This window comes from Mesoplasma tabanidae (genome assembly GCF_002804025.1).
GTDB classification, from domain to species: domain Bacteria; phylum Bacillota_I; class Bacilli_A; order Mycoplasmatales; family Mycoplasmataceae; genus Mesoplasma; species Mesoplasma tabanidae.
On sequence record NZ_CP024969.1, the window covers coordinates 60,707 to 77,648 of the forward strand.

Annotated in this window: 14 protein-coding genes; 8 read left to right on the plus strand and 6 right to left on the minus strand. The window is 27.8% G+C overall.

The genetic code is table 4. The annotated features are described in order from the left end of the window. The first annotated feature begins 7 nt into the window (after positions 1–7). Positions 8–328, plus strand: a complete 321-nt coding sequence (locus MTABA_RS00250; RefSeq protein ID WP_100679225.1) for a hypothetical protein — start codon at positions 8–10, stop codon at positions 326–328. A 20-nt stretch (positions 329–348) separates the two neighbouring features. Here the strand turns inward: MTABA_RS00250 and msrA are convergent, their stop codons facing one another. Continuing rightward, positions 349–840 carry a peptide-methionine (S)-S-oxide reductase MsrA gene (gene msrA, locus MTABA_RS00255; RefSeq protein WP_100679226.1) on the minus strand — a complete coding sequence of 164 codons (492 nt, stop codon included), beginning with the start codon at positions 838–840 and terminating at the stop codon, positions 349–351. Further along, positions 830–1,135 carry a winged helix-turn-helix transcriptional regulator gene (locus MTABA_RS00260; protein ID WP_100679227.1) on the minus strand — a complete coding sequence of 102 codons (306 nt, stop codon included), beginning with the start codon at positions 1,133–1,135 and terminating at the stop codon, positions 830–832. Before MTABA_RS00260 ends, msrA begins: the two co-directional genes overlap by 11 nt. 116 nt (positions 1,136–1,251) lie before the next feature. Here MTABA_RS00260 and MTABA_RS00265 point away from each other — a divergent pair, with 116 nt between their 5' ends. Next, a complete protein-coding gene (locus MTABA_RS00265; protein WP_100679228.1) occupies positions 1,252–1,851 on the plus strand; it encodes an FMN-dependent NADH-azoreductase in 600 nt (199 codons plus the stop codon). 59 nt (positions 1,852–1,910) lie between these two features. Here the strand turns inward: MTABA_RS00265 and MTABA_RS00270 are convergent, their stop codons facing one another. From MTABA_RS00270 to MTABA_RS00285, 4 genes are all read right to left on the minus strand, one after another. Then, positions 1,911–2,876, minus strand: coding sequence for an IS30 family transposase (locus tag MTABA_RS00270; RefSeq protein ID WP_100679207.1), 966 nt, complete (start codon positions 2,874–2,876; stop codon positions 1,911–1,913). 132 nt (positions 2,877–3,008) lie between these two features. Then, on the minus strand, positions 3,009–4,547 hold the full coding sequence (locus MTABA_RS00275) for an ABC-F family ATP-binding cassette domain-containing protein (RefSeq protein WP_100679229.1): 1,539 nt from the start codon (positions 4,545–4,547) through the stop codon (positions 3,009–3,011). A gap of 190 nt (positions 4,548–4,737) precedes the next feature. Beyond that, on the minus strand, positions 4,738–5,691 hold the full coding sequence (locus MTABA_RS00280) for a 5'-3' exonuclease (protein ID WP_100679230.1): 954 nt from the start codon (positions 5,689–5,691) through the stop codon (positions 4,738–4,740). 59 nt (positions 5,692–5,750) lie between these two features. Beyond that, positions 5,751–6,311, minus strand: coding sequence for an IMPACT family protein (locus tag MTABA_RS00285; protein WP_167373310.1), 561 nt, complete (start codon positions 6,309–6,311; stop codon positions 5,751–5,753). 79 nt (positions 6,312–6,390) lie between these two features. Between MTABA_RS00285 and secA the strand changes: the two genes are divergently transcribed. The 6 genes from secA to hprK all read left to right on the plus strand — a co-directional run bounded on the left by secA (position 6,391) and on the right by hprK (position 16,937). Then, positions 6,391–9,222 (plus strand): preprotein translocase subunit SecA, encoded by a 2,832-nt coding sequence (gene secA / locus MTABA_RS00290; protein ID WP_100679231.1) that lies wholly within the window; start codon positions 6,391–6,393, stop codon positions 9,220–9,222. 61 nt (positions 9,223–9,283) lie between these two features. Then, the gene (gene uvrB / locus MTABA_RS00295) at positions 9,284–11,287 is read left to right on the plus strand and encodes an excinuclease ABC subunit UvrB (protein WP_100679232.1); all 2,004 of its coding nucleotides are present in this window, start codon (positions 9,284–9,286) and stop codon (positions 11,285–11,287) included. After that, positions 11,287–14,136 (plus strand): excinuclease ABC subunit UvrA, encoded by a 2,850-nt coding sequence (uvrA, locus tag MTABA_RS00300; protein ID WP_100679233.1) that lies wholly within the window; start codon positions 11,287–11,289, stop codon positions 14,134–14,136. The genes uvrB and uvrA overlap by 1 nt, the downstream gene beginning before the upstream one ends. Further along, positions 14,120–15,226: a bifunctional folylpolyglutamate synthase/dihydrofolate synthase gene (locus tag MTABA_RS00305; RefSeq protein WP_100679234.1), complete on the plus strand. Its 1,107-nt coding sequence runs from the start codon at positions 14,120–14,122 to the stop codon at positions 15,224–15,226. The genes uvrA and MTABA_RS00305 overlap by 17 nt, the downstream gene beginning before the upstream one ends. 15 nt (positions 15,227–15,241) lie before the next feature. After that, positions 15,242–15,916, plus strand: coding sequence for a folate family ECF transporter S component (locus MTABA_RS00310; protein ID WP_100679235.1), 675 nt, complete (start codon positions 15,242–15,244; stop codon positions 15,914–15,916). A gap of 88 nt (positions 15,917–16,004) precedes the next feature. Then, positions 16,005–16,937, plus strand: coding sequence for an HPr(Ser) kinase/phosphatase (gene hprK / locus MTABA_RS00315; protein ID WP_100679236.1), 933 nt, complete (start codon positions 16,005–16,007; stop codon positions 16,935–16,937). The last annotated feature ends 5 nt before the right edge of the window (positions 16,938–16,942 follow it).

Consider the following 16,942-nt stretch of genomic DNA (forward strand, 5'->3'; position numbering starts at 1 on the left):
GGGTAAGATGAAAAATAAAGAATTTGAAATTATTGATAAATTAGGTGGGAAGCAAGTTAACATTTATTTAAATGATGAAACTTTAATATTAGAAAAAATTTTTGAACAAAAGTATAAACAAAAACCAAACAGATCAAAAATTTATAAAGATTTTTTAAAAAAACAATTAAATCAAGAATTAATAAATGAAATAAAAGATTTTGATAAGAATATATGCAGTTGCTGTAAAAATGATTATTCATTTACAAAAAAGCAAATGTACATATGTAGCAATAAGGAAAATATAAATGCATGTATAATTTGTGATGACTGCATACCAAAAAAATAAAAGCCAATTTTTGTAGGCTTTTATTTTTTATAAACGGATAAGTCAATATGGCAATAACCATTAGGATTTTTGTCTAAATATTTTTGATGATATTCTTCAGCATTAAAAAAGTTTTTTAACATTTCATTTTCAACAACAACAGTTTTGCTTGCTTGTTCTTGAAAATTTTTAAGATAATTTTTAACCAAAATATAATCAGAATTATTAACTGAATAAATACCAGTTCTATATTGTGTTCCCTTATCATTGCCTTGCTGATTTAACAAAAATGGATCTATTATTGAAAAGTATAAGTCTAAAATCTCTTTAAGAGATATTTTTGATTGATCAAATTCAATTTTTAAAGTTTCAGTATGATTTGTTTTGCCGGTGCAAACTTCTTCATAACTTGGATTATTTACGTCACCTTGAGCATAACCAACTGTTGTTTTAATAATGCCTTTTTGAAAATCAAAAAAAGCTTGAACTCCTCAAAAACAACCTCCAGCTAAATATATAACATTATTTTTCATAGTTTTTTACACCCCAATCACTCATTTGATCCAATATTGGTTTTAAACTTTTTCCCAAATCCGTTAAACTGTATTCAACTTTTGGTGGAACAACAGGATAAACTTTTCTTTGAACCAACTTATTTTCTTCCAAAAACCTTAAATTTGATGTTAAGACTTTTTGGCTTATGCCTGTTATTCTTTTTTCTAGCTCATTAAATCGACAAGTTCCAAATGACAGCTCTCTTATTATTAAAATAACTCATTTTGATTTAATAAAATTTAATGTATATTCTAATGGGCAAAATTTTTCCATATTTATTTACTTTCCTTTTTGTAACTATATAACATTTTTGTTTGTACTTATATTTTTCATTGTTATATATTATTATATACATGTATAGATAAAATACAAAATAGAGGGTAAATAAAATGAAAAAAATATTAGTAATTAACTCCAGTGTTTCGCAATTAAATAATTCAGATTCACTAGCAATGTCAAATATGTTTGTTCAAGAATATATAAAAATAAATTCAAATGATCAAATTATCAACTTAGATTTAAATGAAACTTTAATGTCACAAAAAACATTAACAAGAAATAATATCGCTGAATATTTTAATCAAAAAGATTCATTTGATTTTATAGAACAATTAAAATCAGTAAATAAAATAATTTTAAATTTTTCTATGGTTAATTGGGGTATACCAGCTATATTAAAAAATTATATAGATCATATAACTGTCGCAAATCTTACCTTCACTTATAAAGGTTCAACAGATGGAAGTCCTATAGGATTGCTTTCAAATATTGAAAATGTTCAAATTTTAGCAACAAAAGGTGGCTCAGGAACACCTAATTCAGCATTCACAGAATATGTAAAAAATATTTGAGAGTTTTTGGGAGCAAAAGTTGAAAGTGAAATAATTATAAATGAAATGATGGACATACCACCTTTCGCACAACAAACACCAAGTGAAAACTTAGAAAAAGTAAAAAAACAAATTTTACAAGCAGTTAAAAAGTTTTAATTTAATATAAAAAATGGAGATCACAATCTCTATAAATTAAAATTGGAAGTGCAACACTTCTAACCGAATGTCTCATAAAATTCCTGAGCTGATTTGTAGTTCAGAATTTTACGAGGCATTTTATTTATTTCATTTAATATTTCAATTATATTATCATCTGTTAAATTTGTAAAATTAGTTTTCTTAGGTAAATATCTTCTGATTAATCCATTAAAGTTTTCATTAGTGCCTTTTTCACAAGAAGCATACGTATTACATGTATAAAGTGGCACGCTTAATTCTTGTGTGACTTCATGTAAAAGATTAAATTCCATACCGTTATCTTTAGTGATAGATTTAATATTTAAATTTTCTTTTCCAATTAATTCTTTTAATTTTTCATTTGTATGTTTCATAGTTTTATTTTCTAGTTTAATTGCAAAACCCTTTCGGGTAACTCTTTCGACAAGTGTAATTATTGCTTTTGAAGTGTTACCTGAACCCACAACTAAATCTATTTCAAAATGACCTACTTCTTTTCTTTTATTAATATTTTTAGGTCTATAAGTAATTGGAATAGAGTTCATTTTTGAAATTTCTCATAGATATTTCTTATATTTACTAGACTTTTTTCATCAAAACCTAGGTCTAAGCAAGTCTTTTGATTTTATTTTTATTTGTTTATTTTTAATTCAATTGTAAACAGTTTGAGTTGTTGGGGTTTTGATTCCAAGTTCTTTGGCCTTAAAAACGCAAACATCAATACTAAAGCTTTTTGGATTAAAATTTGCATAAAGAAATCTTAAGAATTCCTTATATTTATTTATTTCATTTTGATGAGATAAGGTGTTATTAATGTCTCTAGTAAATTGCGCATCTTTAGCTTTATAAATTACAGCTGCTTTATTTCTTTTGATTTCTCTGTAAATCGTTGATCTATTTCTATTTAGTTCTTTAGCTATGAAAGAAACTGATTTATTTTGAACATTTAATAGATATTCAATTAATGTTCTTTCTTTTAAAGATATTTGTTTATAATTATTCATGGTAACTCCTTTGGGCTTTAGTCGGTCAAGGGGTTGCTTTTTTGTATCAAAAAAACTGCAATGCCTATGAGATTATTTTCTCATAAGTGTTGCAGTTCCAATTTTAATTCGTAGAGATCACAATCTCCATTTTTATCCTAATATATCTTCAAAATCTAAAACTTTATCAGCTCACTGTGTTTCAAAATTAATATCATGAGTTGTTATTAATACTGTTCCTTCAAACGCTTTGATTGCATCTAATAAAGATTCTTTAGCTAACACATCAATATGGTTAGTGGGTTCATCAAGAATTAGTAAGCTGCTTGGTTCCAAGCTAAGCGCGGCTAGCCTAACTTTTGTTTGCTCTCCACCAGATAATTCTTTCATTTTATTCATCATTAATTCACTCTTAATACCAAACATACCAATTTTGGCTCTAACTTCACCAGGTGTCATTTGAGGATATCTTGTAAGTAAATAACTAACTGGTGTTTCATTATCTTCAAAATCATCAATTTGATGGAAGAAATTAGTAAAAACACCTTGTCCTACTTCAACAGCACCACCAATTTTTTCAATTTCCCCAGCAATTGTTTTTAAGAATGTTGTTTTACCAATACCGTTGTAACCTTTAACAATACACTTTTCACCTTCTCTTAGCTCAAAAGTTAATGGTTTTGTTAAAGCAAAATCATAACCAATTTCAAGTTGTTCTGCTTTAACTATAACTGTTGAACTAGGTCTTCTATATTTAAAATGCATGTTTGGCTTGGCATTTACTTTTCTAGCGTCCATTACATCAATTTTTTCTAATTGTTTTTGTCTTGATTGTGCACTACGAGCAGTTGAAGCTCTTGCACCATTTTTAGCAATATATTCTTTAAGTTTTGATATTTGTCCTTGTTGTGCCTCACGTGTTCTGTCATATTGCTCAGCACGTAATGCTGAAAGCTCAACATATTTATCGTAGTTTCCAACATATCTAACAATTTCTAAATTTTCAATTGCGTATATAACGTTAACAATTCTATTTATAAAGTCTCTATCATGAGAAACAACTAGAAAAGCATTTTCATAGTTTTGTAAGAAAGTAACTAATCATTCAACTTGTTCAACGTCCAAAAAGTTAGTTGGTTCATCAAGTAAAATAAAGTCATCATTTTTTAGTAATAATTTTGCAAGTAAAATTTTTCCTCTTTGACCACCAGAGAGTGAACCTAAAGGTCGTTTTACATTATCAGGTTCTATTCCTAAACCAGCAACTAAGTTACCAATTTGTTTGTCAATGCTATCAAAGCCTTTTATATTTAATTCATCTTGTAATGCCAAAGCCTTCACAAGTTCTTCTTCTTTATATTCAATTGCCATATCTTCATATATTTTATGGATTTGTGCTTCCATATCAAAAAGATACTTAAATGCATCTTTTAAATACTCTTCACCAGTAATACTCATATCAACTTCTTGGTGTTGATCAAGATATCCAATTTTGGCTTTTGGGTGTCATTCAACAACTCCATGATCAGGAACAAGTTTTTGAGCAATAATATTTAATAATGTAGTTTTACCAGCTCCATTTGGACCTAAAAGAGCAACGTGCTCACCCTTGTTGATTCGCATGTCTGACTCTTCATATAATTTTTTCCCACCATTTTGATGTGAAATTTTTTCTAATAATATTAAACTCATATTGTTCTCCTTAAAAATAAATCTTTTTAATTTTATCAAAATAAAAAAAATAAAAAAGGGTATCACCCTTTATCTAAAGATTTTACTATTTTTTAATATTTCTTATTTTTTAATATTAAAATAATTGATAAAAATGTTTTGCTCTTCAATGTTAATAAAGTATTCATTTATTCTTAAAGATTTGTTAGCTTTATTTTTGTTTTAAAATTCGTTTTTCGTTTGTTGAATTTACCCTTAAATTTTTTGTTCTTGCTTCAGCAGCCATTTTTTCAACATCAGCAACATATGCTCACATTTTATGTTTTTTTAAAAATTTACTTAAACCATATCAGTCAACTCTTATTGGTTTTAAATTAATTCTTCCAATAGGCAACCTATCTTGAATAGTTGTAATTCTTTTATTTGTTAAGATTAATTCTTTACTTTCATTAAGCCTTTTAGCAACATTTTTATTAATTTCGTCAATGTGTTTAAAAATATTATTTATATCTCCATATTTGCTTAATAGTTCAATAGCTTGTGCATAGTGCAAGTATCTTGCACCTTTAATGTTATCACTTGGGTCCCCCATTAGTGCTTTAATGTCAGCAACTTGATTTGGATGACATCCAAACTTTTCAAAAACCTTTTCATCGTCAATTAAAATATGTTCATCGTCTTTGCTGCTATTTGTAATAACAGTAGTTCTTTCACCAACAAGTTGAAAAATGTCTTTATCATTTGACAATATGTGAACATCATAATCTAACTTTATAGCTATTCTATTAATTGTTCCAATTATATCATCAGCTTCATATCTTGGCATTTCATATCATGGTATATTTGCCGCAGTTAAAAATTCTCTAATTATTTGTTTTTGTGGAACCAAATCTTCAGGAGTTTCTTTTCTTTTTGCTTTATATTCTGGATATAATTCTCGACGTCAACAACCCTCATCCATGTCTAAAGTAACAATGATGCTATAGTAGTTATTTTTCTTTACTAGTTGATTAATTTTTGCAACGAATGTGTAAATCGCATTGATTGGAACACCATCTCTATTAGTTGCTAATTTTTTTCTCTTAAGAGTTCCATAGTAACCCTTATGTAGCAAATGATATCCGTCGATAATTAATATCGTGCGTTTTTCATTTAATGTATTCATTTTATCTAAATCCTTACAAAGAGATTATATCATACTAAGCAAACTAAACAAAAATATAGTTAATTAAGTAAATGCTTAATTTCAAGAATATTTTTCTCAAATGTATTTAGTTCAAAAATACATGTTGTTTCTTTAAAATTTTTGTTAAGAATTTCAATATTATTTTTAGCTAAAAAAATTTCAATTTCTTTTATATTATTTATTTTGAAAGTTATTGTTAATTTGTTAATTTCATTAATTTCTTCAAGCTCAACAATTTTTAAAATATTCGCTGCACTAGAAGTGTAAGCTCTTGTTAATGGCCCTGCACCTAGTTTAATTCCGCCAAAATATCTTGTAACTAATATGCAAATATTTGTCAGGTTATTTTTTTCTATTACATTGAATATGGGCTTACCTGCTGTTCCTTTAGGTTCACCATCATCACTATAACCACCAAAAATTGTTTTTGAGCCAATTTTGTAAGCATAGCAGTTATGTCTTGCATCTTTTGGTGAAAAGTCATTTAAAAATTGATCTAATTCATCTTTAGAATTTACTTGAAAAACAGTACAAATAAATTTTGATTTTTTAATTTCTGTAATTTCTGAATAAACCTTTTTAGTTTTTATTGTTTTCAAAGTACTTTTCTCCTTTACTAAATAGATTATAATCATTATAATAATTAAAGTTAAAAAATAATATTTAGTAGGAGGCAAAATGGCATCAGATAAAAGTTTACTTCGTATGTATGGAAAATATGCAAATGAAATCCTTTCATTAGAACCAGAAATGAAAAAACTTGCAAATGAAGATTTTGCAATCAAAACTCAAGAATTTAAAGATAGAATAGCAAGTGGTCAAGATGTTGATGATTTGATTATTGAAGCATATGCTTTAGCTAGAGAAGCAGCAAACCGTGTTTTGGGCTTAAATGCATATAAGGTCCAATTGGTTGGGGCAATTATTTTACATTTTGGGGACATTGCTGAAATGAGAACGGGAGAAGGTAAAACACTTACAGGGCTTTTTCCTGCTTATTTAAATAGTTTAACTGGTAAAGGAGTTCATATTGTCACAGTTAATGAATACTTATCAAGACGTGACTCTGAAATTAATGGTCAAGTTTTTGATTTTTTAGGAATTACAGTTGGACTAAACGGAACTAGAATGCCTAAACACTTAAAAAGAGAAGCATATCATGCAGATATTACATATACAACAAATGCAGAATTAGGTTTTGATTATTTAAGAGATAACATGGTTATTGATAAAGATCACAAGGTTCAAAGAGAGTTGAATTTTGCTATTATTGATGAGGCTGACTCTGTTTTAATTGATGAAGCTAGAACGCCTTTAATTATTTCAGGAGGAAGTTCATCAAGAATTAATTTATATAAAGCAGCTGATGAATTTGCTCAAAAAATTAATGAAAAAGAAGATATTGATATTGATTTAGAAACAAAACAAGTTTATTTAACAGAAACAGGTATGAAAAAGGCAAAAGATTTCTTTTCATTAGATAATCTTTTTGCACTGGAAAATACTGAAATTTTTCACTTAATTTTAAATGCTCTAAAAGCCCACTTTACTTTTAAAGAAGGTGTTGAATACACAGTTGCATCTGGAGAAGTTGAACTTATTGATCAGTTTACTGGTCGTATCTTAAAAGGGCGTGCGTACTCTGATGGTTTACAACAAGCTATTCAAGCAAAAGAAAAAGTTGAAATTGAAGAAGAAACAACAACATTAGCAACTATTACTTATCAAAACTTTTATCGTTTATATGCTAAACTTTCAGGTATGACAGGTACTGCAAAAACAGAAGAAGAAGAGTTTATTAAAATTTATAATACTAGAGTTGTTGTTTGTCCAACTAATAGACCAGTTATTAGAAAAGATGAACCAGATTTCACTTTTGGTACAAAACATGCTGCTTTAAAAAAATTAATAGCAGATATTAAAACAGTCAATGAAATTGGGAATCCTATTCTTGTTGGTACAACAAGTGTTGAATCATCTGAACAAATTGCTAGATATCTTGAAAAAGCCGGATTACATTTTGAAATGATTAATGCTAAAAATCACGATAGAGAAGCAGACATTGTTTCTCAAGCTGGTCAAAAACATGCAATTACATTAGCAACTAATATGGCTGGTCGTGGAACTGATATTAAACTAAGTAATGAAGTTAAAGAACTTGGTGGGTTAGTTGTATTTGGTGTTGAGCGAAATGAAGCTAGACGTATTGATAATCAGCTAAGAGGAAGAAGTGGTCGTCAGGGAGACCCTGGTATGTCAAGATTCTATATTTCTATGGAAGATGATTTAATGATTCGTTTTGCATCTCCAAGAGCTAGAAAAAGCTTTTTAAGTTTAGGTGATGAACATATTAAATCTAAATTTTTTACAAGAGCTGTAACTAATGCTCAGAAAAAGCTTGAAGGTCTAAACTTTGATCAGCGTAAAAATGTTTTAGATTATGATAATATTTTGGCTCAACAACGTGAAGCCATGTATGCACAACGTGATTCTATTTTAGCAGCTGAAAATCTAAAAGTAGTTATTAAAAAGTTCCAAATAACAGTTGCATATGAACTAATAGAAGAAAACTCAGAACTTGTTCATGGAGAGAAAACTTTAAATGCTGAAAAATTATTGAAAGCCATTGATGGAAAACTTGTTGCACATAAAAGATTTGTAGCTAAAGATTTCTATAACAAGGAAAAAATGAATTTAGCTGTTCAACTTGCAGAAGCTATGTTGGAGTTTTATAAAGCAAGGGTTATAGATATACCTGATGATGTAGTACTTCAAATGGAAAGAAAAAATGTTTTAACTTCTTTTGATAAATACTGAACAAGACACATAGACATTGCTTCAAAACTAAAAGCAGGAATTTATTTACAACAGTATGCTCAAAACAATCCTTTAGCTGTTTATGTTGAACAAGCAACAGAATTATTTAATAAAACAAAAGTATACATTGCTTCTGAAGTAGTTGATATACTTTCAAAAATTATTTTAAGGGATCCAGAACAAATTGTTGAATCTCAAAAAATTGAAATTACAGATGAAATAATCGATGATATTTTAGCAACAACGGGTTTATCAAAAGCAAATATAAACAATAAAGATATAAATGCAAAATTTGATGAATTAATTGGCAAAGCAAATAATCAAAATGATATTAAAAAATTATCAATTCAAAGAGATATTATGTTAGGCTTAGTTATTGAAATTCAAAAACGCAGAGAAAACTCAGGAAACAAAACTGTAGATCTTGGAAAAGATGAAATTGATCAAATGCTAAATATGTTAGAAATCGAAAATGTTGGAATAGTTTCAAGAGAAGAGATTATTTCTAAATATGAAGATAAAATAAAATCATGTACTAATGATGAAGAAAAAAATCTTCTTAATATTGCTAAAGATGTAATTTTAGCATTGCATGAACAAATCGAATTAATTAAAAAAGATGCAAGCTCTTTGAAATCAGTTATCGATGATGACAATGATGGTGGAGAGATTGCCAAAACAAGAATTGGTTAGAACTAAACACTAGAGAAAACTCTAGTGTTTTAGTCATTAAATAACTATGGAGGGTACAAAAATGAAATATATAAGTGATAAGAAATTTGAATTAAAAAGTAATTTTAAACCTGATGGTGACCAACCAAAAGCTATTGAAAGTTTATTAAAAGGATTAAAAGAAAATAAAAAACATCAAGTTCTTTTAGGAGCGACTGGAACAGGTAAAACTTTTACAATGGCTAATATAATTAAAGAAATTAACAAACCAACTTTAGTATTAGCTCACAATAAAACTTTAGCTATGCAACTTTACTATGAGTTAATGGAATTTTTCCCAAATAATAGGGTTGAATATTTTGTTTCAAATTTCGATTTTTTCCAACCAGAAGCTTATAAACCAGCAACTGATTTATATATTAATAAAGATGCAAGAATTAATATGGAACTTGATATGTTAAGAATGAGCGCTATGAATGCTTTATCAATTTCAAACGATACAATCGTTGTAGCTTCTGTTGCTGCTATTTATCCATCACAAGATCCTGTTCAATATGCATCAAGTTTTTTTGAACTGAAAACTGGACAAAAGTTTTCAAAAAGAGAGTTGCTAACATATTTAGTTAAAACAGGTTACACAAGAAACGATATAGAAAATTCACCAGGGACATTTAGTGTAAAAGGTGATGTTATAAAAGTTGTGCCAGGTTGATCATTATCTGCAATGTACCGTTTTTCTTTATTTGATGACCATATTGAAATGATTGATATGTTAAACGTAGTTACAGGTGCATTGATTGAAAGGATATCAACAGTAACAATTTATCCTGCACAAGCATATGTAACACCTGAAGACAAATTAAAGCAAGCATGCTTAAATATTAGAGAAGAATTAGCCGTAAGACTTAATGAACTAAAAGATGAAGGTAAATTACTAGAAGCTGAAAGACTTGACCAAAGAACAAGATATGATTTAGAAAGCTTGGAAGAATTTGGATTTTGTAGTGGAATTGAAAATTATTCAGCACACTTAGATTTTAGAGCGCCAGGGGAAACACCATATTCATTGCTAGATTATTTTAAAGATGATTTTTTAACTATTATTGACGAGTCACACATAATGGTTTCTCAAGTCAGAGGTATGTACAATACAGATAGAAGTAGAAAACAAACTCTTGTTGAATATGGTTTTAGATTGCCATCAGCTTTAGATAATAGACCATTAAATTTTGAAGAGTTTACTGGAAAACTTAAACAAGTTATATATACTTCTGCAACTCCTGGAGATTATGAATTAGATCTTGTAAATCATGAAGTTGTTGAACAAATTATTAGACCAACAGGTTTATTAGATCCAATCATTGAGGTTAAAAAAACTGAAGGACAGATTGAAGATATAATTGAACAAATTCATGAGCGAAGAAAAGCAAATGAGAAAGTTTTTATAACAACACTAACAATTAGAATGAGTGAAGATTTAACAAACTATTTACAAGAAAGAAATATTAAAGTTGCTTATTTACATTCAGAATTAAAAACACTTGAAAGAAGTGAAATTTTAAACGATCTTAGACGTGGTGTTTATGATGCTGTTGTTGGTGTTAACTTATTACGTGAAGGATTAGACTTGCCTGAAGTAAGTTTAGTTTGTGTTTTAGATGCAGATAAACAAGGATTTTTAAGAAATACAAAATCTCTTATTCAAACAGCAGGAAGAGCAGCTAGAAATGCAAATGGTAAAGTTATTTTTTATGCTGATACTATTTCAACATCTATGCAAGAAGCTATGGATGAAACAAATCGTAGACGTGAAATTCAACAGACATATAATAAAAAACATAATATAATTCCTGTTACAATAACAAAGAAAATTAATCAATCAACATTAAGTGAAGCAACTAAAAAAGAACTTGATAATATTAAAAAACAAAAAACAGCAAAAGGTAAGAAACAGGCGTATCAAAAAACAATTGATGACATTAGAGCTGAAATGATTCAAGCAGCAAAAGATTTAGATTTTGAAAAAGCTGCAGTTTTAAGAGATACAATTATTGAATTAGAATCTAAAAAGAGTGAGGTAAAATAATGGAAAATAAAATACTAATTAAAGGTGCTAGAGAAAATAATTTAAAAAATGTTGATTTAGAAATACCAAAAAATAAGTTAGTTGTTTTTACAGGTTTAAGTGGTAGTGGTAAATCATCATTAGCATTTGCGACAATTTATGCTGAAGGACGAAGAAGATATATAGAATCGCTTTCAGCTTATGCAAGACAATTTTTGGGGGGTAATGAAAAACCTGATGTTGATTCAATAGAAGGACTAAGCCCTGCGATTTCAATTGACCAAAAAACTACATCTCATAACCCAAGATCAACTGTTGGAACTGTAACAGAAATTTATGATTATTTAAGATTATTATACGCAAGAGTTGGTACACCATACTGTGTTAATGGACATGGTCAAATTCATGCTGCAACAATTAAAGAAATAATTAATAACATTAAAAATACAACTGATGAAAATGAGCAAGTTTATGTTTTATCACCAGTAGCTAGAGATAAAAAAGGAACACATAAAGATTTATTAACAAAATTATTAGCTGAAGGTTTTATTAGAGTTTTAATTAATGGTGAAATTAAAATGTTGGAAGAAGAAATATTACTAGATAAAAATCAAAGACATAATATTGACATTGTTGTTGATCGTTTAATTTATCACAACGATGATGAAGTTCATTCAAGATTGTTTTCAGCGATTGAGATAGCTTTGCAATACTCAAATAGTTTAGTTAAAATTAAGTATCCTGAAACTGAAAACAAAGAAGACAATTTATTTTCAAATTCTTATTCATGTAATATTTGCGGATTTAATATACCAGAATTAGAACCAAGATTATTTTCATTTAATGCGCCTTTAGGAGCTTGCGGTGATTGTGATGGTTTGGGTGTTAGATTAGTGTCTGATCCAGAACTGATTATTCCTGATAAAACTTTGTCAATTAATCAAGGAGGAGTTGTATATTTTAAAAATTTCTTAAATACAGACAACCTTGAGTGGCAAAAATTCAAAATTCTTTGCGACTATTATTATATTGATATGAATTTACCAATTGAACAATTAACTGATAAACAAGTTAAAGCAATACTTAGAGGTAGTGCTGAACAAATTGAAATTAAATTATTAAGTAGCAGTGGAAGAAGATATGATTCATATGATTTTATTGAAGGTGTTGCTGATTTAATACAAAGAAGATACTTTGAAACAAAATCTGAAGAAATCAGAAAATGGTATACAAAGTTTATGTCTTCAAGTGTTTGTCAATCATGTGATGGAGCAAGATTAAACCCTACAGCTTTATCAATTAAAATTGCTGATAAAAATATTTTTGATTTTACAAAAATGAGTATTCAAGATGAATTAGAATTTATTTTAAATGTTGAGTTAACACAAACACAAGCTCAAATTGCAAATTTAGTTTTAACTGAAATAACAAATAGAATTAGTTTCTTAAATGAAGTTGGTTTAGGTTATTTAGACTTAGCAAGAACAGCAACAACATTATCTGGTGGTGAAGCTCAAAGAATTAGACTGGCTAAACAAATTGGTAGTCAACTTACAGGTATTTTGTATGTGCTTGATGAACCATCAATTGGATTGCATCAAAGAGATAATGATAAATTAATTAAAACTTTGAAGCATTTACGTGATTTAGGTAATACATTAATTGTTGTTGAGCATGATGAAGACACAATGAAAACAGCTGACTGAATTGTTGATGTTGGTCCTCAAGCAGGAGAACATGGAGGACAAATTACTTTTAGTGGAACGTATGATGAAATACTAAAATCAGACACAATAACAGGTAGGTATTTATCTGGAAAAGAAACAATCCCAGTCCCTAAAAAACGAAGAAGTGGAAATGGCCAAAAAATTGATATTGTAGGTGCTAGAGAAAATAACCTTAAAAATGTTAATGTGTCAATTCCTTTAAATAAATTTATTGCAATTACTGGAGTTAGTGGTAGTGGTAAGTCTACGTTGTTAGAAGATATTATTTACAAAGGAATAAGAAAAAACCTTTCAAGAGAAACTATTGTTACTGGTAAATTTAGTAAAATGAATGGATTAGAAAATATAGATAAAGTTATTTTCATTTCTCAAGAACCTATTGGTAAAACACCAAGATCAAATCCAGCAACTTATACTGGAGTTTTCGATGATATTAGGGACTTATTTACAAACTTACCAGAAGCTAAAATTAGAGGTTATAAAAAAGGTAGATTCTCATTTAATGTACCTGGTGGTAGATGTGAACACTGTTATGGAGATGGTGTTATAACTATTTCAATGCAATTTATGCCAAGTGTTGAAGTTGTTTGTGAAATTTGTGAAGGTAAAAGATATAATGATGAAACTTTACAAGTTAAGTTTAAAGAAAAAACAATTGCTGATGTTTTAAATATGACTGTTGAAACAGCAGCTACTTTCTTTGAAAATATACCTAGTATTAAAGATAAACTAGACACTATTTTAGAAGTTGGTTTAGGTTATATTAGACTAGGACAATCAGCAACAACATTATCTGGTGGTGAAGCTCAAAGGATTAAACTATCAACTTACTTATTAAAAAAACAAACAGGAAAAACAATGTTCTTATTAGACGAACCAACAACTGGTCTACACATTGATGATGTAAAAAGGTTAGTTCATGTTTTAAATAAACTAGTAGATTTGGGAAATACAGTTGTAGCAATTGAACATAATTTAGATTTTATTAAAGTTGCTGATCATGTTATTGATTTAGGACCAGAAGGTGGAATTGGTGGTGGTCTAATTGTGGCTGCTGGGACACCTGAGCAAGTTGCTGACACAAAAGGATCATACACAGGTGCTTATTTAAAGGAATATTTATATAATGATTTCAGTAGATAAATTTTTGATACCTATACAACAAAGATTTCAAAATGAATATAATTTAGATAAAGTTTTAAAAGCATTAAACAATATTGAAAAAAACATACCAGTCATTAATGTGGTTGGGACAAATGGCAAAGGAAGTACTTCTTTCTTTTTGTCTAATGGATTAAAAACAAAATATGAAAAAGTTGGTTTGTTTATTTCTCCAGCATTCTTATATCACAATGAAAGAATTCAAATTAATAATGAACCAATTAGTGATGAAGATTTAAAAAAATATATTTTAAAAGCAAATAATTTTATAAAAAAATATAATCTTACTTTTTTTGAAATATGAACTTTAATAGCAATTATGTATTTTAATGATAGAAATGTTGATATTGCTGTTATTGAAGCTGGTATAGGTGGAATCAAAGATTCAACAAATTTATTCTCTAATCAGATAGCAACAATACTAACTTCAGTTTCATTTGATCATACTGAAATATTAGGTAATAATATTGCAGATATTATTTATCAAAAAGTTAATATAGCAAAAGATAATACTTTTTTGTTTGTTAGTGCTGATAATGAAAAGTACAAATCAATTATTAAAGATTCAATAATGAATAATGTAAAAATTATTTATTCAGAGAAGTATGAAAATGCTAAAATAGAATATCAAAAAGGAAATAAAGGAGTTGTTAAAACAGTTCTTGAATATCTAGGTGTTGAAGATTTTTCATGTCTAGAATTAAATACACTAAAGGGTAGATTTACTGAACTAGAATATAATAATAAAAAAATAATTATTGATGGAGCTCATAATGTTGATGGGATAAGAGCACTTATTTCAAGCATAGAAAACAAAGAAAATTGAACAATTTTATATGGTGCAATTGAGGGCAAAGAACATAATAAAATATTAGAGTTATTAGATGAAAATTTTGAGAATGTAAACATAACAACTTTTGATTTTCATAAAGCATGAGATACAAGTTTGATTAAACATTCAAATAAAGTAAAAGAATGAAAAGAGTTTATAGAACTTTCGGATAAAAATTTAATAATCTGTGGTAGTTTATATTTTGTACCTTTAGTGTACAAATATTTAATAAAAAAATAAAAAGGGAGTGATAGCATGCTTTTTTGGGTAACTAACATAATTGCAATATTGCTAATCTTATCTTTATTTTTCATAGGTATGTTTATCGATAAAATGCATGCTAAAAAATTCACAGTTAAAAATATAACTTTATTAGGATTAATAGTTTCACTAAGTATAATACTAACTAATGTAATCGGGTACTCAATGGTTTTTGGTTTTAGAATCATGATAGGTAATTTTATGATTTTCTTTGCAGGAATGGTTTTTGGTCCACTAGGTGGAATAATGGCTGGATTTTGTTCTGACTTAGTTGGATCGATGATTAATATTACAGGAACATTTCATTTTGGGTTTATGTTGTCTAAAATATTTATAGGTTTTTGTGGAGCACTAGTTTTTATATTTAAAAAAAATAATTTTTGATTTATAAAAATGATTTTTTTCTTAATTTTTAGCTTGACTATTACTAGTTTTTTAATAACTCCAATTTGCTTAGTTGCTAGTGGACTAGGAAGCTTAGCAACAATTAATTACATTAAAAAAATTATTATTTTGCCTATCGAGTTGTTAATTTTTATACCAAGCTTATATGCTTGTTTAAAAATATCAAGTTTATTATTGAAAAGTGAAATACAACAACCATCTAGACCGTGATTTTTAAGACATGGTCAATTAAAATTTAAAATATCAAAAAGTGCAAAAAAATAATTTGCACTTTTTATATATTATTCTTACTATTCTTTTTTTAACTAACAATTATAGTAAAATTATAATAATAAAATAAGGAGTTAAAATAATGAGTAAATTAACCATAAAAGAACTTGTTAATAAATTTGATTTTGAAATTATTTCTGGTGCTGATCACATCAATAGCGAAATAACTGTTTATGGTTTAAATCGTGCAGGTTTAGAGTTAACAGGATATTTTAATGAAAAGGAAGATAAAAAGCATAAACGTGCTATTTTAATGTCTTCAAAGGAAAACAATTATATGTCGCAATTCTCAGATAGCGAAGCTAGTGATAAGTATAAAAGCTTAATTAAAATGGGTTCACCAGCTATAATAATTACACAAAAATTTACTGATGAAAGATTATCAAAAGTGGCAAAAGAATTAGATTTTCCATTGTTAAAAATTAATTACCCTTCAACAAGTGAATTAACTCAAAAAATATTGGATATTTATGATTTATATTTTGCTCCAACAATTGAAGTTCATTCTACATTAATGAATATTTATGGTAAAGGTGTACTTATTTTTGGACAATCAGGAATTGGTAAATCAGAGGTATCTTTAGAGTTAATGAAAAAGAACCACTTATTTGTTGGTGATGATAGAATTGTTATTTCAAACAGAAATAGCGAATTATTTGGTAAGTCACATGCGCTTTTACAAAATTTAATTGAAGTAAGAGGAATTGGAATTATTGATATTTCCAAAGTACAAGGTCAACAATTAATTATGCCCGAAACAAAAATACATATGGGTATTGAATTATTTAAATTCCAAGAAGGTGGGATAGATAATACTGATAGATTAGGAAATGAATGAACTCAAAAAGATTTTTTAGGTTTAAAAATTCCGTACTTAAGAGTCCCAGTTAGTGCTGGTCGAAACTTGGCTAATATTATTGAAGCAGCAGTTGGGCAATTAAAAGTTAATGAAAGTTCAGATGCACAAGATATTATTGAATTATTAGCAAAAAGAAATAGTGAATTAGCAGAATAGAGGAA